The sequence below is a fragment of the Halomonas icarae genome (assembly GCF_009901955.1).
In the GTDB taxonomy this organism is placed as follows: Bacteria; Pseudomonadota; Gammaproteobacteria; order Pseudomonadales; family Halomonadaceae; genus Halomonas; species Halomonas icarae.
Map to the genome: position 1 here is coordinate 2,766,172 of NZ_WUTS01000001.1, position 18,767 is coordinate 2,784,938.

Annotated in this window: 17 protein-coding genes and 4 tRNA genes; 13 read left to right on the plus strand and 8 right to left on the minus strand. The window is 63.3% G+C overall.

Going from position 1 to position 18,767, the window contains the following annotated elements; translation table 11 throughout:
- Nucleotides 1-2: 2 nt before the first annotated feature.
- From GRB80_RS12625 to GRB80_RS12645, 5 genes are all read right to left on the minus strand, one after another.
- Nucleotides 3-76, minus strand: a tRNA-Asp gene (locus tag GRB80_RS12625).
- 3 nt (nucleotides 77-79) lie between these two features.
- Nucleotides 80-156 (minus strand) — tRNA-Val (locus GRB80_RS12630).
- Between the two features lie 64 nt (nucleotides 157-220).
- Nucleotides 221-297, minus strand: a tRNA-Asp gene (locus GRB80_RS12635).
- A 38-nt stretch (nucleotides 298-335) separates the two neighbouring features.
- Nucleotides 336-411 (minus strand) — tRNA-Val (locus GRB80_RS12640).
- Nucleotides 412-490: 79 nt separating this feature from the next.
- Nucleotides 491-1,210 carry an alpha/beta family hydrolase gene (locus tag GRB80_RS12645; protein ID WP_309663449.1) on the minus strand — a complete coding sequence of 240 codons (720 nt, stop codon included), beginning with the start codon at nucleotides 1,208-1,210 and terminating at the stop codon, nucleotides 491-493.
- Between the two features lie 165 nt (nucleotides 1,211-1,375).
- Between GRB80_RS12645 and ccoN the strand changes: the two genes are divergently transcribed.
- The 11 genes from ccoN (at nucleotide 1,376) to fnr (ending at nucleotide 12,353) form a co-directional block, all read left to right on the plus strand.
- Nucleotides 1,376-2,800 (plus strand): cytochrome-c oxidase, cbb3-type subunit I, encoded by a 1,425-nt coding sequence (ccoN, locus tag GRB80_RS12650; protein ID WP_161423805.1) that lies wholly within the window; start codon nucleotides 1,376-1,378, stop codon nucleotides 2,798-2,800.
- A gap of 23 nt (nucleotides 2,801-2,823) precedes the next feature.
- On the plus strand, nucleotides 2,824-3,429 hold the full coding sequence (ccoO, locus tag GRB80_RS12655; protein ID WP_161423806.1) for a cytochrome-c oxidase, cbb3-type subunit II: 606 nt from the start codon (nucleotides 2,824-2,826) through the stop codon (nucleotides 3,427-3,429).
- A gap of 2 nt (nucleotides 3,430-3,431) precedes the next feature.
- Nucleotides 3,432-3,662 (plus strand): cbb3-type cytochrome oxidase subunit 3, encoded by a 231-nt coding sequence (locus GRB80_RS12660; RefSeq protein WP_161423807.1) that lies wholly within the window; start codon nucleotides 3,432-3,434, stop codon nucleotides 3,660-3,662.
- Nucleotides 3,659-4,588: a cytochrome-c oxidase, cbb3-type subunit III gene (gene ccoP, locus GRB80_RS12665; protein ID WP_161423808.1), complete on the plus strand. Its 930-nt coding sequence runs from the start codon at nucleotides 3,659-3,661 to the stop codon at nucleotides 4,586-4,588. The genes GRB80_RS12660 and ccoP overlap by 4 nt, the downstream gene beginning before the upstream one ends.
- Nucleotides 4,589-4,719: 131 nt before the next feature.
- Entirely contained in the window at nucleotides 4,720-6,159 is a 1,440-nt protein-coding gene (gene ccoG / locus GRB80_RS12670; protein WP_237561991.1) for a cytochrome c oxidase accessory protein CcoG, read from the plus strand.
- Between the two features lies 1 nt (nucleotide 6,160).
- Complete coding sequence (locus GRB80_RS12675; protein ID WP_161423809.1) at nucleotides 6,161-6,664, plus strand: FixH family protein; 504 nt, start codon at nucleotides 6,161-6,163, stop codon at nucleotides 6,662-6,664.
- A gap of 14 nt (nucleotides 6,665-6,678) precedes the next feature.
- On the plus strand, nucleotides 6,679-9,171 hold the full coding sequence (locus GRB80_RS12680) for a heavy metal translocating P-type ATPase (RefSeq protein ID WP_161423810.1): 2,493 nt from the start codon (nucleotides 6,679-6,681) through the stop codon (nucleotides 9,169-9,171).
- Nucleotides 9,168-9,398, plus strand: a complete 231-nt coding sequence (gene ccoS, locus GRB80_RS12685) for a cbb3-type cytochrome oxidase assembly protein CcoS (protein ID WP_161423811.1) — start codon at nucleotides 9,168-9,170, stop codon at nucleotides 9,396-9,398. Before GRB80_RS12680 ends, ccoS begins: the two co-directional genes overlap by 4 nt.
- Complete coding sequence (locus GRB80_RS12690) at nucleotides 9,398-10,105, plus strand: sulfite exporter TauE/SafE family protein (protein ID WP_161423812.1); 708 nt, start codon at nucleotides 9,398-9,400, stop codon at nucleotides 10,103-10,105. The genes ccoS and GRB80_RS12690 overlap by 1 nt, the downstream gene beginning before the upstream one ends.
- 89 nt (nucleotides 10,106-10,194) lie before the next feature.
- Entirely contained in the window at nucleotides 10,195-11,529 is a 1,335-nt protein-coding gene (locus GRB80_RS12695) for a radical SAM protein (protein ID WP_161423813.1), read from the plus strand.
- A gap of 80 nt (nucleotides 11,530-11,609) precedes the next feature.
- Nucleotides 11,610-12,353: a fumarate/nitrate reduction transcriptional regulator Fnr gene (fnr, locus tag GRB80_RS12700; protein ID WP_161423814.1), complete on the plus strand. Its 744-nt coding sequence runs from the start codon at nucleotides 11,610-11,612 to the stop codon at nucleotides 12,351-12,353.
- Between the two features lie 155 nt (nucleotides 12,354-12,508).
- On the opposite strand, the gene ttcA is transcribed toward fnr, so the two are convergent.
- The 3 genes from ttcA to GRB80_RS12715 form a co-directional block, all read right to left on the minus strand.
- Complete coding sequence (ttcA, locus tag GRB80_RS12705; RefSeq protein ID WP_161423815.1) at nucleotides 12,509-13,426, minus strand: tRNA 2-thiocytidine(32) synthetase TtcA; 918 nt, start codon at nucleotides 13,424-13,426, stop codon at nucleotides 12,509-12,511.
- 94 nt (nucleotides 13,427-13,520) lie between these two features.
- Nucleotides 13,521-14,138, minus strand: coding sequence for a 3'-5' exonuclease (locus GRB80_RS12710; RefSeq protein ID WP_161423816.1), 618 nt, complete (start codon nucleotides 14,136-14,138; stop codon nucleotides 13,521-13,523).
- 34 nt (nucleotides 14,139-14,172) lie between these two features.
- Nucleotides 14,173-15,999 carry a DUF294 nucleotidyltransferase-like domain-containing protein gene (locus GRB80_RS12715; protein ID WP_161423817.1) on the minus strand — a complete coding sequence of 609 codons (1,827 nt, stop codon included), beginning with the start codon at nucleotides 15,997-15,999 and terminating at the stop codon, nucleotides 14,173-14,175.
- A gap of 566 nt (nucleotides 16,000-16,565) precedes the next feature.
- Between GRB80_RS12715 and GRB80_RS12720 the strand changes: the two genes are divergently transcribed.
- Nucleotides 16,566-16,826, plus strand: coding sequence for a DUF4212 domain-containing protein (locus GRB80_RS12720; protein WP_161423818.1), 261 nt, complete (start codon nucleotides 16,566-16,568; stop codon nucleotides 16,824-16,826).
- Between the two features lie 6 nt (nucleotides 16,827-16,832).
- Nucleotides 16,833-18,629, plus strand: coding sequence for a sodium:solute symporter family protein (locus tag GRB80_RS12725; RefSeq protein ID WP_161423819.1), 1,797 nt, complete (start codon nucleotides 16,833-16,835; stop codon nucleotides 18,627-18,629).
- Nucleotides 18,630-18,767 lie beyond the last annotated feature (138 nt).

Sequence of the window (18,767 nt, forward strand, 5' to 3'; positions counted from 1 at the left end):
AGCGGACCGGACGGGACTCGAACCCGCGACCTCCGGCGTGACAGGCCGGCATTCTAACCAACTGAACTACCGGTCCGCGTGGTGGGTGATACCGGATTCGAACCAGTGACCCCCAGCATGTGAGGCTGGTGCTCTAACCAACTGAGCTAATCACCCACGTAAATCGCACTGGATACTACACTTGCCTGGAACTGTACTTACCTGACACTGTCTGCCTTGATGGCGGACCGGACGGGACTCGAACCCGCGACCTCCGGCGTGACAGGCCGGCATTCTAACCAACTGAACTACCGGTCCGCTGCGTGTTGCCTACGTAATCGGGACTGCCGAAGCAGTGGTGGGTGGTACTGGGTTCGAACCAGTGACCCCCAGCTTGTAAGGCTGGTGCTCTCCCAACTGAGCTAACCACCCCCGGTACGTGGCGCTGCATTCTACAGAGGCCGGCCCGAATGTCAACGCCTTTTATCGAACGGCGTCGACTCCATCATACTCACCCATACTCGCCCATGAAGCCGGCAATGGCAGCGGCCGCCTCCTCGATCAGCCGTATCTGGGTCGTGCCGCTGGCGCGTCGTGGCCTCCAGTCATGGTCGCCATCCTCCAGCCAGTGCAGGTGTGCCACCTCGGGCAGCGCATAGCCTGCCACCTCCTTACGGGTGCCGAAGGGATCACGACTGCCCTGCACCACCAGGGTAGGGCAGGCGAGTTGCGGCCAGTGCTCGAGGCGCAGCCGCTCGGGTTTCCCGGGCGGGTGGAACGGGTAACCGCAGAGTACCAGCCCCGGGGCGCCATCGCGGACGGCGAGCAGACTGGCCACCCGCCCCCCCATGGACTTGCCTCCCAGCCACAGTGGTGGCAGCTCTGGGTGTGACAGAAGGTCGCACCAGGCCGCCATCTCCTCCACCAGGGTATTCATTCCCGGTGGCGGACGACGGCGCCCCTCCCGGCGCATCCGCTGAAGATAGTCGAATTCGATGGCCAGGGTCTGGACGCCGGCCACGGCGAGACCGTCGCGCAGCCGTTGTAGGAACGTGGAATCCGGGCCCGCGCCGGCGCCATGGGCCATCAACAGACGACCGACGCGTGCCTCACCCCGCACTTCCAGGGGCCCCTCCGGCAGCTGCCAGAGACCACACTCGCCTCCCAGCAGACGCTCCCGACACTCGGACGAAGCGATCGCCTCGGCATGCTGGTGGATGAGCTCTGACACGATATCTCCTCTGCAAGTTCTCCAAATACGCCCATCGGCGTGTTCAGGATATTGCCCGGCTGGGGTAGAATCCCCCGCGAATTGACCTGCATCATCCTCAGGGAGGCCGCGTCCGTGACACACTGACGCAGCTTTATCTCCTACCGCGTTCGATGGGAACCCGACATGAGCACAGCATTTGAACACCCGACCTACAACTACAAGGTAGTTCGGCAGTTCGCGATCATGACCGTGGTCTGGGGCATCGTGGGCATGACACTCGGTGTCACCCTCGCCGCCCAGCTGGTCTGGCCGCAACTGAACCTCGATCTACCCTGGACCAGCTTCGGCCGCCTGCGCCCGCTGCACACCAACGCCGTGATCTTCGCCTTCGGCGGCTCGGCCCTGATCGCCACCTCCTACTACGTGGTACAGCGGACCTGTCAGGTGAGGCTGTTCTCGGACAGACTCGCCGCCTTTACCTTCTGGGGTTACCAGGCGGTCATCCTGCTGGCGGTGATAACACTGCCGCTGGGCTACACCACCACCAAGGAATATGCCGAGCTGGAGTGGCCGATCAACATCCTGCTGGCGGTGGTCTGGATCGCCTACGCGATCGTCTTCCTGATGACCATCAAACGCCGCAAGGTGTCGCATATCTATGTGGCCAACTGGTTCTATGCTGCGTTCATCCTCACCATCGCCGTACTGCATATCGTCAACAACGCGGCGATTCCTGTCACCGCCTGGTACTCCACCTCCATCTACGCCGGCGCCATCGACGCCATGGTGCAGTGGTGGTACGGCCACAACGCGGTAGGCTTCTTCCTGACCGCTGGTTTCCTGGGCATGATGTACTACTTCGTACCCAAGCAGGCCGAGCGTCCGGTCTACTCCTACCGCCTCTCCATCGTCCACTTCTGGGCGCTGATCATGGTCTACATGTGGGCCGGTCCGCACCATCTGCACTATACCGCCCTGCCCAACTGGACCCAGTCACTGGGCATGGTGCTGTCGATCATCCTGCTCGCACCCTCCTGGGGCGGCATGATCAACGGCATGATGACACTCTCCGGCGCCTGGCATAAGCTGCGCACCGACCCCACCCTGCGCTTCCTGGTGGTCGCCCTCTCGTTCTACGGCATGTCCACCTTCGAGGGTCCGATGATGGCGGTGAAGACCGTCAACGCCCTCTCCCACTATACCGACTGGACCATCGGTCACGTCCATGCCGGCGCCCTGGGCTGGGTGGCGATGATCACCATCGGCTCCATGTATCACCTGATCCCGCGTCTGTTCGGCCGCACCGAGATGTACTCGGTCAACCTGATCGCCGTGCACTTCTGGCTGGCGACCATCGGCACCGTGCTCTACATCGCCTCAATGTGGGTCAACGGTATCCTGCAGGGCCTGATGTGGCGTGCGATCAACCCGGACGGCACCCTGATGTATACCTTCGTCGAGGCCGTCGAGGCCAGCGGCCCCGGTTACATCGTGCGCCTGATTGGCGGCCTGTGTTGGGTCACCGGCATGCTGATCATGGCCTATAACGTCACCCGGACCATCAAGCGCGGCGAAGAGGCCCATCAGCCGCTTCCGCAGACCGCCTGAGCCTACAGGGAACGAGACATCCAATGAGACACGAGATCGTCGAAAAGAACGTCGGCCTGCTCGCCGTGCTGATTCTGGTGGTAATCAGCTTCGGCGGCCTGGCCGAGGTGGTGCCACTGTTCTTCCAGAAGCAGACCACGCAGCCGGTAGAGGGGCTCAAGCCGCTGTCGGCCCTGGAGCTCGAAGGACGCGACATCTATCGCCGCGAGGGTTGCGTCGGCTGCCACTCGCAGATGGTGCGCCCCTTCCGCGCGGAAACCGAGCGCTATGGCCCCTACACCGTGGCCGGTGAAACAGTCTACGACCACAACTTCCTGTGGGGCTCCAAGCGTACCGGGCCCGACCTCGCTCGGGTAGGCGGCCGCTACAGCGACGACTGGCACCGCGCGCACCTCTACAACCCGCGTGATGTGGTACCCGAGTCGGTGATGCCCGCCTACCCGTGGCTGTTCGAGAACACCGTCGATGGCGAGGCCACGCCCAAGAAGATGCGCGCCCTGCGTGCCCTGGGCGTGCCCTACACCGACGAGCAGATCCAGAACGCCACCAGCGAGGTGCGTGGCGAGCAGGAGATCACCGCGCTGATCGCCTACCTGCAGCAGCTGGGCACCGTTCTCAAGGACAACTGATCATGGACAGCGGCACCGTAAGCGGCATCGTCACCGGTATCTTGATCGTGACCTTCATCGGTATCACGGTGTGGGCCTATTCGAAGCGTCGCAAGCCAGACTTCGACGAAGCGGCCAATCTGCCCTTCAGCGACGATGACGAGACACCGAACCATGACACGAGCACCTCGCCGAACGGGGTCGATTCCCGCAAGAGCGATTCTTGCAAGAGCAAGGGAGACAGGAACACATGAACAATCTCTGGGGTGACTCCCTTTCCGGGTTCTGGAGCGCCTGGATCATCGTCATCACACTGGGCTCCATCGGTATTGCCTTCTGGTTGCTCTATGCCAACCGCAAGACCGACAAGACCCCCGATGCCGAAGGCAATGTCGATACCACTGGCCATGCTGCCGACGGCATCGAGGAGTACGACAATCCGCTGCCGCGCTGGTGGTTTCAGCTCTACGTCGGCACCGTGATCTTCGCGCTGGGCTACCTGGTGCTCTACCCTGGTCTGGGCAACTTTGGCGGTCTGCTCGGCTGGAGCCAGGAGAGTCAATGGGAGCAGGAAGTGGCACGTGCCGAGGAACGCTTCACACCGATCTTTGCCCAGTACGAAGAGATCCCGATTCCCGAACTGGCCAAGGACACGGAGGCCATGCAGGTCGCCGAGCGTATCTTCCTCAACAACTGTGCGGTATGTCACGGCTCGGGCGCCAAGGGCGGCTACGGCTTCCCCAACCTGACCGACGACGACTGGCTGTATGGTGGCGAGCCGGAGAACATCCTGGCGACCCTCAACAACGGCCGTAACGGCCTGATGCCCTCCTGGCAACAGCTGGGCGAGGAGAACATCGAGAACGTCACCCAACATGTCCTCGCGCTCTCCGGCAACGAGCATGATGCCGAGCGCGCCGAGAGCGGTGCGGCAACCTTCGCCTCGGTGTGTGCCGCCTGTCATATGCCCGACGGCACCGGTAACCAGGCGCTCGGCGCCCCCAACCTGACCGATGATATCTGGCTCTATCGGCAGTCGGGGCAGAGCGTGGCGGATGCCGTGCGCCAGACCCTGCGTAACGGTCGCAACGGTCATATGCCGGCCCAGGCCGCTTACATCGGCGAGGAGCGCGTTCACCTGGTGGCTGCCTACATCTACAGCCTGCGCAATCAGGAGTGAGACACCTCATCCGATAGACCTAAAAGGGTGCGTCCTCAGGTCGCACCCTTTCTCGTTTGTGCGGCGCATCGATACAATAGCCGCATCATGCCCCAAGCGACCCGGGCCCCTCCTACTGCCGTGAGCCAGCCATGAGCGACAAGATTCCTACTCGCGATGTCACACCGCAATCCGTGCAGCACCATACGCCCCAGGAAGCGGTTACCCAGGAGATGTATGCCAGCCGGCGACATATCTATGTGCGTGAGATCAAGGGCTTCTTTCAGCGCCTGCGCCGCGCCTCCAACTGGTTGCTGATGCTGGCCTTCTTTCTGTTGCCATGGGTGCCCTGGGGCGACCGTCCCGCCATCTGGTTCAACCTGCCCGGGCGCGAGTTCCATATCTTCTCGGCCACCTTCTATCCCCAGGAGTTCATGCTGCTCTCCTGGCTGCTGATCATCTGTGCCTTCGGACTGTTTTTCATCACGGTATTCGCAGGCCGCGTCTGGTGCGGCTACACCTGCCCTCAGAGTGTCTGGACCTTCCTGTACATCTGGGTCGAGCACCGTCTGGAGGGTTCTCGCAACCGCCGCATCAAGCTCGACAAGCAGCCGATGAGCGCCGACAAGCTGTGGCGCAAGACGGCCAAGCACGCTATCTGGCTGATCATTGCCCTGGCCACCGGCGTTACCTTCGTAGGCTACTTCACCCCCATCCGTGACCTGGTGGTCGAACTGCCGACCCTGGAGGCCCACGGCTGGTCCTACTTCTGGACCGGCTTCTTCCTGGTCTTCACCTACCTCAACGCCGGCTGGCTGCGTGAGCAGGTGTGCATCTACATGTGCCCTTATGCCCGTTTCCAGTCGGTGATGTTCGACCGCGACACCCTGATCGTCTCCTACGACGCCGCCCGCGGCGAACCCCGCGGTCATCGCAAGAAGAGCCTCTCCCATGAGCAGGCCCGCGAGGCCGGCCATGGCGACTGCATCGACTGCGACCTCTGCGTGCAGGTCTGTCCCACCGGCATCGACATCCGCGACGGCCTGCAGTACGAGTGCATTACCTGCGCGGCCTGCATCGATGCCTGCGACAGCGTGATGGACAAGATGGGCTACCCCCGCGGCCTGATCCGCTACACCACCGAGAATGCCCTGGAGGGCAAGCCTACCCATATCCTGCGGCCACGCCTGATGGGCTATCTCGCCGCCCTGCTGGTGATGATCGGCCTGTTCGCCTGGACCGTCAGTGATCGCACGCCGCTCTCCTTCGACGTGGAGCGTGACCGCAACCGGCTGTTCCAGACCACGAGCGAGGGCAATATCAGCAACAGCTATACCCTGACGGTGCGCAACATGGACGGCGAGCCTCACGTCTATCGCCTGGAGGCCTCGGGCCTGCCCGGGCTGACACTGGATACCGAGAGCATCCGGGTCCCGGCCAGTGACTCTCGCCAGCGGGTGGTCACCATCACCGTGCCGGGCGACGTCATCGAACAGCCCAGTCACGCCATCACCCTGCGATTGACCGCCGAGCGGTCCCCCGATATCAGCCTGGAGCGCGAGGCACGCTTCCTCGGCGAACTGCGGAGATAACATGCGCGAAGATCTCAAGCCCTGGTACAAGCAGTTCTGGCCCTGGTTTCTGATCGGGCTTCTACTGTCGTCGATCACCTTCAGCCTCATCTACCTGGTCGTCTCGATTCGCTACTACGACGGCTCGGTAGAGGGCGACTACTACAAACGCGGCCTGGCCATCAACGAGCAGCTGGCCAAGCAGGAACATGCCCGGGCACTGGGGCTGGAGGCTCAGGTGCTCTTCGATAGCCGCACCGGCGATGTCGTGGTGGACCTGGAGGGTGACAGCCGCCCGGAGAGCCTGGCTCTGGCATTGGTCTTCCCTACCGATAGCGACTTCGACCGCGCGCTGACCCTGAAGCATGTGCATGAGGGCCGCTATGTCACCACCCTGGAGGAGCCCCTGCGCTATCGCTGGTACCTGCAGCTGCAGCCGGAGACTGGGGAGCAGGCCGAGTGGCGACTCACCGGCGAAATCAGCTTCCCGAGCGATGCTCCCGTCACCTTGAAGCCTGGCCTCTAGCTCGGCGCCCCGACATGAGCGACGACACTGCCGAGAGCCTGAGCATCACCTGTTATCACTGCGGCAACCCGGTACCCACCGGTGCCCCCTGGTCAATCGCCCTGGATGACACTCGCCACCCGCTCTGCTGTCCCGGTTGCGAAGCGGTGGCCCACGCCATCGTCGAGGGCGGGCTGGCCAGCTACTACCGCTTTCGCACCGAGCTGCCGGAGCGTCCCGATGAGCGTGGTACAGCCCAAGCCGAGACCTGGACGGTCTTCGATGACCCCGGGCTGCAACAGCAGTTCGTCCACCCCGAACAGGACGGCAGCGGCCAGGTGCATGTCACCCTGGCGGTGGATGGCATCACCTGTGCCGCCTGCGCCTGGCTGATAGAGCATCGCCTCAATGCTCTACCGGGCATCACCGCCACCGCGGTAAACCTCAGCCATCACCGTCTGAGTGTCACCTGGAATCCCGAACGGCTTCCCCTGTCTCGCATCCTGGCCGAGCTGGCTGCCATCGGCTACCCCTCCCAGCCCTATGAACCGGATGCTGCCCAGCTTCGTCTTCAGCGCGAGGAGCGGGTTAGCATCCGCCGTCTGATCGTCGCCGCCGCCGGCATGATGCAGGTGATGATGTTTTCGATCCCTCACTACTTCGCCGGCGAGGGCGAGATCAGCGCTGACTTCAGTGCCCTGTTCCTGTGGCTGTCCTTTGCCCTGACTACACCGGTGGTGCTGTTTTCGGCGCAGCCCTTTTTCCTGGGTGCGCTGCGCGATATACGCACTCGCCAGCTGGGCATGGATGTTCCGGTATCGCTGGCCATCGGCTCGGCCTATATCGCCAGCGCCTGGGGGGTATTCGTTGGCGGCGATATCTACTTCGACTCGGTGGTGATGTTCACCTTCTTCCTGCTGTTTGGCCGCTATGTGGAGATGCGCGCGCGCCGGCACAGCGGCCGCATCGGCAATGCCCTGGCTCAGGTGCTGCCGCTTTCGGCGACGCGACTGGACGATGGTGGACTGGCTCGGATCGTACCCGCCAGCGACCTGCACGAGGGCGACCGCGTACTGGTCAAGCCCGGCCACGGGGTACCCGCCGACGGTATCATCGAGGACGGCGAGTCCAGCCTCGATGAATCCATGCTGACCGGCGAGACCCTGCCGGTCAGTCGCGCGTTCGGCGACAGCGTGACCGGTGGCAGCCAGAACATCACCAGCCCGCTGATCATCCGTGTGACCCGCGCGGGTAAGGACGCCAGGGCCGCCAGCATCGTCGACCTGACCGACCGCGCCTTCGCCCACCGCCCCAAGATTGCGGAGCATACCGCCCGCCTCGCCCACCACTTCGTGCTGCAGGTGCTGATCCTCTCCGTGGTGGTCGGTACCGTGTGGTGGTTTATCGATCCTCAGCGCGCCTTCTGGGTAACCCTCTCGGTGCTGGTAATCACCTGCCCCTGTGCACTGGCCCTGGCTACCCCCACCGCGCTGACGGCGGCCCATGGCCAGCTGCGTCGACGCGGCGTACTGATCACCCGCGCTGACGCCCTGGAGACGCTGTCGAATCTCGACCGAGTGGTTTTCGACAAGACCGGCACCCTGACCGCCGGTGAAATGACCCTGGTCGAGGTCCGGCGAGTCCGGGACAGCGAAGGTCTTGACACCAACCACCTTGACGAGGAGGCGCTGACCCGCATCGCCGCGGCTCTGGAAGCCCAGTCCGAGCATCCCATCGCGCGGGCCTTCGCCCCCTATCGCGATCACCGCCTGAGCGCCGATGCGATCGTCAACCGTCCGGGCCTGGGGCTGGAGGGCACCCTTCACAATCGTCGGTGGCGACTCGGCAAGCCGGAGTTCGCCGCCCCCGACCAGCCCCTGTCGCTCCCGGGTGATGGCCAGTGGCTGTTGCTAAGTGAAGCCGGAAGCCCCCGGGCCTGGTTCAGCCTGAGCGACCGCCTGCGCGACGACGCCACCGACACCATCACCGCGCTGAGGTCGCTGGGATTGAAGGTGGAGCTACTCTCCGGCGATACCGCTGACGCCACCGCCCGCATGGCCGACAGGCTGGATATCGCCCAGTGGCACGGCGGGGTCAGCCCGGAAGGCAAGCTTGCGCGCCTGCGCCAGCTGCAGGCCACGGGCGAGCGCGTCGCGATGGTCGGCGACGGCATCAACGATGTGCCGGTGCTGGCGGGTGCCGATGTGGCCATTGCCATGAACGGCGCCACGGACCTGGCACGCACCCGCGCCGATGCCGTGTTGCTGGGCCCGCACCTGATGCGTATCGTCGAGGCCGTCGCCGTCAGCCGCGCCACGCGCCGCATCATCAAGCAGAACCTCGGCTGGGCTCTGGTTTATAATATCGGCGCCCTACCGCTGGCCATGATGGGCTTTGTCACGCCCTGGATTGCGGCCATCGGCATGTCGGCAAGCTCGCTGGTGGTGGTCGGCAACGCACTACGCCTGACTCGCCATACCCCCCTGCCACAGGCGGTGGCTACACCGCCGGAAGCCCGCACCGCATGATTATTCTCTACCTGCTGATACCGCTGACGCTGATCCTGCTCGGTCTGGCCTTGTGGGCCTTCTTCTGGGCGGTGAAAAACGATCAGTTCGAGGATCTGGAAGGGCCTGCCTACCGCATTCTGTTCGACGAGGACGAGAATGACCGTCCCCCGGAGGAGCGCAGAGGCGGCGGCAAGGATGACGACGCCCCATCATCGACTTCCGGGCCATCGGACGAGACGCGCTGATGGACCCGACCGCACTCGACCTGCCGCCTTTCGCCGCCGCCTTCGTCTTCGGCCTACTTGGCGGCGCCCACTGCATTGGCATGTGCGGCGGCATCATGAGCGCGCTCTCCTTCGCGGTACCGCCCAGCATGCGCTCCCCGGCACGCCTCTCGGGCCTGATGCTGAGCTACAATCTGGGTCGCATCGCCAGCTACATGATCGCCGGCGCTCTGGCGGCCTCTCTGGGCACCCTGCTCTCGTTGACCGCCCCCGCTCGCTTCATCTTGCAGGGGCTCGCCGCGCTGATGCTGATTCTGATGGCACTCTATATCGCCGACTGGTGGAAGGGGCTGCTCAGGATCGAGGCGCTAGGCAGGCGCCTATGGCGCCACCTGGAGCCATTGGGGCGCCGCTTGATACCGGTGGTCAAGCTTCCCCAGGCGGTGGCGCTGGGGGCCGTTTGGGGCTGGCTGCCCTGCGGGCTGGTCTACTCCATGCTGACCTGGAGCCTGGCCATGGCTGACCCGCTACGCGGTGCCTTGCTGATGGGCGCCTTCGGGCTCGGCACTCTACCGGCGCTGCTGGCCACCGGCTTTGCCGCGCGCCAGATGAGCTGGCTGATCCGCCACCGGGCCACCCGCACCCTTGCCGCGCTCTCCATCATCGCCTTCGCGCTCTGGCAGCTATGGTTGTTGGTTCCCGGGGGTGGATCCTCCCATACCGGCTGAGGACTATTCCACCCGGGGTTGACGCAGCTCAACGCCGGTCTCGGTACCACGTCCTAGCATGGGAGTGGAACCATCAGCGGAGTCCCCCCATGCCCGTTCCTGCCAAGCACATCGTCCCCGCTGGGGTCTCGAGACCTGCTCGAGATCCGTTGCCCGGCGCGGGCGATCTGGTAACGGCCGCGGAGGTCGCCTACCCCGCCCCACACCACTATCGCGACGACATCGGCGCACAGGCACTGGAGATGGCCCTCGCCGAGCGTTCGGTCGAGGTCCCCCTGGCGATCCAGGTGCGCCTGCCCTTCTGCCGCCATGCCTGCCACTTCTGCGCCAGCCAGTGCATCTCTGCCCAAAGCAGTCACCAGGCGGTTCCCTCCTATCTGACGCGCCTCGACCGCGAAATGGTACTGGCTCGGCGCCGGCTCAGCGGCCTGCCGGCGGTATCTCGCCTGCACTGGGGGGGCGGCCCCCCGGCCTTTCTTGCCCTGGACCAGATGAGTGACCTCTTTGATCGCCTGGATGCCCGTTTCGGCCTCTCCGGTGCCAGAGAGCGGGACTTCAGTATCGACCTCGACCCACGAGAGGCCGATATGCTGACCCTGCGCCATCTTCAGGCGCTGGGCTTCAACCGCCTGAATCTGGGTGTGCAGGAGCTGGATCCACGCGTCCAGCAGGCCATCAACCGCGTACAGCCGAGAGCCCTGACCGAGTCGCTGGTCGACGAGGCAGACCGTCTCGGTTTTCGGGAGCTGACGATGTCGCTTATGCTGGGGCTCCCCTTCCAGACGCTTCGAGGCCTCGTCGATACCCTCGAGCAGGTCATTGGCATGGCCCCGGCTCGCATCCGTCTCTATCGCTACCGGCATCGTCCGGAGCACCATCGGGCCCAGCGTGCCATCCACCGTGACTGGCTACCCGATGCGGCGACCCGGCGACAGCTGCTGGCCGAGGCTCGAGCACGCCTCGACGCCGCCGGCTACCTCCATATTGGCCTGGGTCTCTACACCCGCCGCAACGATCCCCTGGCACAGGCCCAGGCCAACGGCACTCTGAGGCACGGCCCGCTTGGCTTTACCCGGGGGCATGCGGGTGACTTGCTAGGGCTCGGCATGAGTGCCACCAGCCGTATCGGCAACCTCTGGGTTCGCAACGCCGATACGCTGGGGACGTACGAGTCGGCCCTGGATGACAGCCATCTGCCAACCGCACGCGGCGCCCGACTGACAGCCGATGAACGACGCCACCGCGCGACCCGCGAGACTCTGCTATGTGGACGTGGCGCCGACCCTGCCGACCTGCCGCCAGGCCCACGCCTCGAGAGTCTTCACGCCGAGGGGCTGATCGAGCTGACGACAGGGGGCGTGTCGCTGACCGCAGAGGGACACTGGCGACTGCCCTATATCATCGAGGCCCTCGCCCTTCCCTAGCCCCCGAGCCCCGGATAGTTTGCCCTGCCTGCACTTTGCTCCATAATGGGACCATGACCACGATCAAGAAGGAAAGGGCCATGGCGGACACTCTTATCGGTCGGCGGCGATCCATACTACAGGAGACGCGCTGTCAGACGTGCAGTCTCAGCTCTCTCTGCCTGCCTCTGGCACTCGAGGTGGACGACATGGACCAGTTCGACGCCATCATCCGGCGTCGTGCACCACTCAAGAAGGGCGAAGCGCTATTCCGCCAGGACACCCCCTTCTCCAGCGTCTTCGCGGTTCGCTCCGGCAGCCTCAAGCAGGTCACCACCGAAGGCAGTGGCGAAGACCAGTTGACCAACTTCTATCTGCCCAGCGAACTGGTGGGCCTCGACGGCATCGACGAACAACACTACCCGGGTACCGTGGTGGCACTGGAGACCACCACTGTCTGCGAGATTCCCTTCGACCGCCTGGACCACCTCGCGGAATCGATGCCGGAGCTGCGCGGACAACTCTACCGCAGCATGAGCAAGGAGCTGCGTGATGACCGCCGCATGATGCGCCTGCTCTCGCGCAAGACCGCCGACCAGCGCCTGGCCAGCTTCTTCACCAGCCTCTCCGAGCGTTTCCGCCGCCGCGGCTACTCGCCCTACAGCTTCCGCCTCTCCATGGCACGTGCCGATATCGGCAACTACCTGGGCCTGGCGGTGGAGACGGTAAGCCGCATCCTCGGCCGCTTCCAGACCCAGGGCCTGGTCGCCGTCTCGGGGCGCGAGGTGAACATCCTCGATCTGCCGGCGCTCACTCGCCTGGCCGAGGAAGAGGGGGCGCACTAAAGCTGGAAGCTGGAAGCTGGAAGCTGGTAAAGCAGCATGACTTTGCTGCCAAAGGCGTCAAGTCCTGTTCTTCAAGCTTGAGCCAGCGAAGCAGGTGCTCTTCCAGCTCCGGCCGAAGCCCGGCTCTTCCAGGCGCAAAGCGCCGCTCGTCAAGCTTATAGCTCTTGCTGGATATCGATCCGGCTGGCCTGCATCCTGGCCTGCTTCTCCTCCAGCCCGGCGAAGTCAAACAACTCACGGTCGGCCAGCTGTGAAGGCGCCACGTTGGTCACCGCCTTGAACATGCTTTCCAGGCGCCCGGGATGCTTCGCCTCCCACTCCGCCAGCATCTCCTTGACCACCTGACGCTGCAGGTTGGGCTGAGAGCCACACAGGTTGCAGGGGATGATCGGAAACGCCATCTGCCGAGCAAACTCGGCAATGTCCGCCTCCCGACAATAGGCCAGCGGCCGAATCACCATGTTCCGGCCATCGTCGGACAGCAGCTTCGGCGGCATCGACTTGAGGCTGCCGCCGAAGAACATGTTGAGGAACAGGGTCTCGAGGATATCCTCGCGGTGGTGCCCCAGGGCGATCTTGTTGGCACCGATCTGCTCGGCGAACCCATACAGGGAGCCGCGGCGCAGCCGCGAGCAGAGCGCACAGGTGGTCTTGCCTTCCGGGGTCTTCTCCTTGACCACCGAATAGGTGTCGCGCTCGAGGATATGATAGTCGACCCCGGTAGTCTCCAGGTACTCGGGCAGCACATGCTCGGGAAAGCCGGGCTGCTTCTGATCGAGATTCACCGCCACCAGCGAGAAGTCGACCGGGGCGTTGCGCTGCAGATTGCGTAGGATCTCGAGCAGGGTGTAGCTGTCCTTGCCACCGGACAGGCACACCATCACCCGATCTCCCTCATGAATCATGCCGTAGTCGATGATGGCATTGCCTACCTGGCGCCGCAGCCGCTTCTGCAGCTTGTTGAATTCACGCTTATCCTGGGTCGCAGGCTGCTGCTGGGGCGTGGCTGGCCGGGGGTAGATAAAGGGCGCGCTATCGCGTTCGCAGGGGTCGAAGGTCACGGCGTCTTGCATAGGTCTTGGCGCTGCCAGTGCGGGCAAAAATGGAAAGGCGCCCATCCTACCATCGGCGACCGCGCCAGGCGACGCCAGATGCCACTCGCGCCGGCTAACTCCCGGCGGCGACAGTACGCTCCAGGCGCAGGAACATCAGCGCGGTGGTCACCGCATCCCCCAGGGCGGTATTGCGTCCCATGACCGGCACCCCCAGGCGCTCGGCGGCACTCTCGAAACGCGGCAGGCTATCAATTTCCGGGTGCCGACGTCGCAGTCGGCGCCGCCACAGCTGGGCCACGTCCACGGTGGCGTTGGGCAGCTCGAAGCCGAAACGCGGGCGCAGCTCACGGTTGAGAATCGCCAGGTCAAAACCCAGATGCCAGCCCACGATAGGGCGATTGCCGACGAAGTCGAGCAACCGTGCCAGGGCGCTGTCGATGCTCTCGCCATTGTCGAGGTCCATGCCACGCAGGCCATGGATGCGGATGGAGTCGCCGGTCAGCGAGTCGGGGCGGCGAAGACGCAGATCCAGGGACTCACTGGTGAGAACATGGTCACCACGCACCCGCACCGCGGCGATCGACACCAGCTCGGCGCTACGGGTATCCAGGCCGGTGGTCTCGGTGTCGATCACCACCATCTCGTCACCGGTATAGGGGCGAAACAGCCAGGCGTACTCGCCGTTGGCATGGCGCCGCTGATCCGCGACGCGCCTCAACATCTTGAGCATGACGGGCTCCTTGTGTCGTTGTCGTTCCGTCGGTTCATGAGTACTCCAGATGAAAGCGGTGGGAGAGGCGCTGTTTGAAGTCCTTGACGATATGCAGCGCCTCGCGCAATAGGTCGCGCTCGAGCGACGAGAGCTCCTGCACCACGACCCGGTCGGTGCTGTGCTGCTCGCCCTCCTCCTCGCCCTCACGCCTCGCCAACTGCTGCTTGAGGCGCAGCTCGGTGAACAGCGCCAGCGCCTCGGCCAGATCCTCGGCGAAGCGTGGCTCCAGCCGGCCATCGGCAGCCAGAGCCTCCAGGCGCTCCAGGGTCGAGGTGGGGCGGATGCCACGCTCCAGCGCCATCACCCGTACGCCATGCACGATGGGGAAGATGCCCCCCTTCTTGATGTCGATGCCGTGCTGGGGTCGCTTGAGTGAGCCGAACAGGGTCAGCGGTGTGGAGAAGCGCAGGATGATGCGAGCGAAGTAGGAGAGCAACAGATCGTTTCCACTGCACCGGGCAAAGAGGTCGTCGCGTACCCGGTCGAGAAGCGCCGGGTTGCCCGCCATCGCATGGGAGTCGAGCATGATCGCCAGCCTCATCAAGCTATCGCCATCCCGGGCCTCGGCCCAGCGCGCGATGCGCTGCTTCCACTGGCTGACCGTACCTACCCACTCCGGGTTGGAGACCATGATATTGCCCGGGCAGAGTGGATAACCCAGTTTAACCAGGGTCTCGGTCAGGCCCTGCATCTGCTCGGCGCAGTCGGGCCACTCGAGATCATCGGCCAGGATCAGACCATTATCCTGGTCGGTCTTGAGGATCTGCTCACCACGCCCCTCGCTGCCCATCACCATCAGGCAGCTATCGGCATGGTAGCGTTCGTCGATCACGAAGCCCCAGGCCTTGTTGATGATCCGACCATTGAGAGCCGCCAGCAGGCCCATGGAGAAGCGCAGCTTGACCCCCTGGGCCATCAGCGCACTGACCAGCTCGGGGGTACGCTTGCTGGCGGCGATAAGAGCAGCGAGGCTATCGGCCTGTTCAACTTGCAGACTGACCACATAGCTACGACTGGAGAAGTAACTGAGCACATCGGTCAGTTCCACCACCCCCACCGGTTGATGCTGATCCATCACCACCACCCGCTCCACCTTGTGCCGGGTCATGATCACCAACGCCTCGAAGAGGTACTTTTCCGGTGTCACGGTGATTAGCTCGGCATGCCCCAACTCCTCGAGCGGAGTGTCTCGGCCACGTTCGTCCACCACCAGGGCATTGAGCAGATCGGTCTTGGTGATCATGCCGTGACGACCACTATGCTTCACCAGCAGCGAGTCGGCATGCCGCTCGTTAATGGTGACCACCGCCTCGGCGATGGTGGTGGCAGCCGGTACCTCCAGGGGCTCACGCATGCACTCCTTCACCATCGCCAGCATGAAGCCGGCCATGGTCACTCCGCCCTCGGCACGCTGCTCGGTCAGCAGGCGTGCCTTGTGGGCCAGGCTCTGACGGAAGAACTCGGCAAAGGGGAGATAGGCGTCGCACAGCTCCAGGAACAGTGCCTTGGGCATCAGATAGCAGAGGCTCTCCTGCTCGGCACGAAAGCGATAGCGACTCTTTCCGTTGAGAATGCTGATCGCCCCGAAGAGATCCCCCTGGGTGTAATGCCCGATCCGCTCCCTGGCCGCCGGCTGGGTGGTATCGATCTCGGCCACCTCACCCTTGTGGATCAGGAAGACATACTCACCAGGCTGGCCAGCCTCGAGAATGATCTCGTCACGGTCGAAGTAGGCCAGATCGACCCCCTGACGCACGCGTTCGCGACCGGGTTCATCGAGCAGCGTAAACGGTGGCTGAGAAAGATCGAGATCGATCATGGCGGGCCCTCACGGATCACCCTCACTTGAAGGAGCGTCCCGGCACCGGAGTTTGCCCATCGGTCTCAGGGGGGACACCTTCGGCGAAGACATTGTTATTGGTTTCCGCAGGCGTGATCGGCAGACGACAAGGCCGACGACACATCGGTGCTCCTGTGGAGCATAACAACGACCATGCCTCGCCGATAAGCTAGACGAACGTATCGATTCAGGACCGCTTAGACCATGGTCCTATCCGACGTCACATCACTAGACAAAGGTCCAAGATGAACGAGATATACCATGGTGTTAACCAGCCGCCTTTGTTCTTGGAACCCCACAGAATTACCTAACACAGCACATTGATTTTAAATATTTTTTCTATCAAAGCTGAATCACTTTATTCTCATGATACGAAAGTCTGGGATTCATTTCTTGCACTCATTGACCACTATTCACCTGCATCATGCAGGGCAATCGCACGCCACCATGGCGTCTGCCCGCCCGGAGACATGCGATTGCCCTGATGATTTCACTATCAACGACTGCACAAGTTCCCTATCTCAACAACAAGTGGAGAACACGACATGGCAGAAGAGAAAGTCGACACAACCGAGTACTGGAAGGCCAACGTACGCCTGATCGTAGGCTGTCTGGCCGTCTGGGCCTTTGTCTCCTACGGCTGTGCCATCCTGTTCCGCCCTCTGCTCGCCGGCATCCCGGTAGGCGGAACCGATCTTGGCTTCTGGTTCGCCCAGCAAGGGTCGATCTTGACCTTCATTTGTCTGATCTTCTTCTACGCCTGGCGCATGAACAAGCTCGACAAGAAATTCGGCCTCGGGGAGTAACCAAGAATGAGTCAATTTGCCATCAACCTGCTATTTGTAGGGGCGTCATTCGCTCTCTACATCGGCATAGCGATCTGGGCCCGCGCCGGCTCGACCAAGGACTTCTATGTGGCGGGCGGGGGTGTCCACCCAGTCACCAACGGCATGGCCACCGCCGCCGACTGGATGTCCGCCGCATCGTTCATCTCCATGGCTGGCCTGCTGGCCTCCGGTGGCTACGCCAACTCAACCTTCCTGATGGGATGGACCGGCGGCTATGTCATCCTGGCCATGCTGCTGGCCCCCTACCTGCGCAAGTTCGGCAAGTTCACGGTGCCCGACTTTATCGGTGAACGTTTCTACAGCAATACCGCTCGCCTGGTAGCCGTCGTCTGCCTGATCGTTGCTTCGGTGACCTACGTCATCGGCCAGATGACCGGCGCCGGCGTGGCCTTCTCGCGCTTCCTCGAGGTCTCCAACACCTGGGGCATCTGGATCGCGGCCTTTATCGTGTTCCTCTACGCGGTATTCGGCGGCATGAAGGGCATTACCTATACCCAGGTGGCTCAGTATGTCGTGCTGATCGTCGCCTACACCATCCCGGCGGTATTTATCGCCCTGCAGCTGACCGGCAACCCGATCCCCATGTTCGGCATGTTCAGCACCCACACCGAGTCCGGTGTGCCTCTGCTGGCAAAGCTGGATAGCGTGGTCAATGCCCTGGGCTTCCGCGACTACACCGCCGACGTGGACAACAAGCTCAACATGGTGCTGTTCACCCTGTCGCTGATGGTGGGTACCGCGGGTCTACCCCACGTCATCATCCGCTTCTTTACCGTACCCAAGGTGGCCGACGCACGTTGGTCTGCCGGCTGGGCCCTGGTCTTCATCGCCCTGCTCTACCTCACCGCACCGGCAGTTGGTTCCATGGCGCGACTCAACCTGATGACCACCGTCTACCCGGAGATGGCCGGTGAGGTGGAGGACTATACCGACGAGCTGAACAACCCGATTCTCTACGAGGAGCGCCCGGGCTGGATCCGCACCTGGGAAGAGACCGGTCTGATCAACTTCGAGGACAAGAACGGTGACGGTCGCATCCAGCTCTATAACGACAACAATCCCGAGTACGCCGAGATCGCCGAATCCCACGGCTGGGAAGGCAGCGAGCTGACCGTCAACAACGATATCCTGGTACTCGCCAACCCCGAGATCGCCAACCTGCCACCCTGGGTCATCGGCCTGATCGCGGCCGGCGGTATCGCTGCGGCACTCTCCACCGCCGCCGGTCTGCTGCTGGCCATCTCCTCAGCGATCAGCCACGATCTGATCCGCAACATGATCAACCCCAACATCACCGAGAAAGGCGAGATGCTGGCGGCGCGGATCTCCATGGCCGGCGCCATTCTGCTGGCGACCTACCTGGGTCTCAACCCGCCGGGCTTCGCTGCCCAGACGGTGGCCCTGGCCTTCGGCATCGCCGGCGCCTCGCTGTTCCCGGCGCTGATGATGGGGATCTTCTCCAAGCGGGTGAACAACAAGGGCGCGGTCGCCGGCATGCTGACCGGTCTGGTCGCGACCCTGCTCTATATCTTCACCTACCTGGGCTGGTTCTTCATTCCCGGCACCAACATGCTGCCCAACACGCCGGATAATTGGGTCCTGGGCATCTCGCCGCTCTCCTTCGGCGCGCTGGGGGCGATCTGTAACTTCACGGTGGCCTATCTGGTTTCCAGCGCCACCGAGGAGCCCCCGCAGGAGATCCAGGACCTGGTGGAGAGCGTCCGCTATCCCAAGGGGGCTGGCGTGGCGACCGGCCACTGATCTCCAGGCCATTCTGGGTCATAATGGCCCCCTGGCCCGGTTCGCCGGGCCAGGCGACTTTCTACCCATCGGGCTTCCTCAGGGAAGCCCGATCGCTTTGCCACCGATTTATTTACAAGATGTCTTACAAGGGTGAAT

Bases quoted from the DNA above. Each gene is read 5' to 3' on its own strand.
- ccoN (WP_161423805.1), top strand. From the start codon at position 1,376: ATGAGCACAGCATTTGAACACCCGACCTACAACTACAAGGTAGTTCGG.
- ccoO (WP_161423806.1), top strand. From the start codon at position 2,824: ATGAGACACGAGATCGTCGAAAAGAACGTCGGCCTGCTCGCCGTGCTG.
- GRB80_RS12660 (WP_161423807.1), top strand. From the start codon at position 3,432: ATGGACAGCGGCACCGTAAGCGGCATCGTCACCGGTATCTTGATCGTG.
- ccoP (WP_161423808.1), top strand. From the start codon at position 3,659: ATGAACAATCTCTGGGGTGACTCCCTTTCCGGGTTCTGGAGCGCCTGG.
- ccoG (WP_237561991.1), top strand. From the start codon at position 4,720: ATGAGCGACAAGATTCCTACTCGCGATGTCACACCGCAATCCGTGCAG.
- GRB80_RS12675 (WP_161423809.1), top strand. From the start codon at position 6,161: ATGCGCGAAGATCTCAAGCCCTGGTACAAGCAGTTCTGGCCCTGGTTT.
- GRB80_RS12680 (WP_161423810.1), top strand. From the start codon at position 6,679: ATGAGCGACGACACTGCCGAGAGCCTGAGCATCACCTGTTATCACTGC.
- ccoS (WP_161423811.1), top strand. From the start codon at position 9,168: ATGATTATTCTCTACCTGCTGATACCGCTGACGCTGATCCTGCTCGGT.
- GRB80_RS12690 (WP_161423812.1), top strand. From the start codon at position 9,398: ATGGACCCGACCGCACTCGACCTGCCGCCTTTCGCCGCCGCCTTCGTC.
- GRB80_RS12695 (WP_161423813.1), top strand. From the start codon at position 10,195: ATGCCCGTTCCTGCCAAGCACATCGTCCCCGCTGGGGTCTCGAGACCT.
- fnr (WP_161423814.1), top strand. From the start codon at position 11,610: ATGGCGGACACTCTTATCGGTCGGCGGCGATCCATACTACAGGAGACG.
- ttcA (WP_161423815.1), bottom strand. From the start codon at position 13,426: ATGCAAGACGCCGTGACCTTCGACCCCTGCGAACGCGATAGCGCGCCC.
- GRB80_RS12710 (WP_161423816.1), bottom strand. From the start codon at position 14,138: ATGCTCAAGATGTTGAGGCGCGTCGCGGATCAGCGGCGCCATGCCAAC.
- GRB80_RS12715 (WP_161423817.1), bottom strand. From the start codon at position 15,999: ATGATCGATCTCGATCTTTCTCAGCCACCGTTTACGCTGCTCGATGAA.
- GRB80_RS12720 (WP_161423818.1), top strand. From the start codon at position 16,566: ATGGCAGAAGAGAAAGTCGACACAACCGAGTACTGGAAGGCCAACGTA.
- GRB80_RS12725 (WP_161423819.1), top strand. From the start codon at position 16,833: ATGAGTCAATTTGCCATCAACCTGCTATTTGTAGGGGCGTCATTCGCT.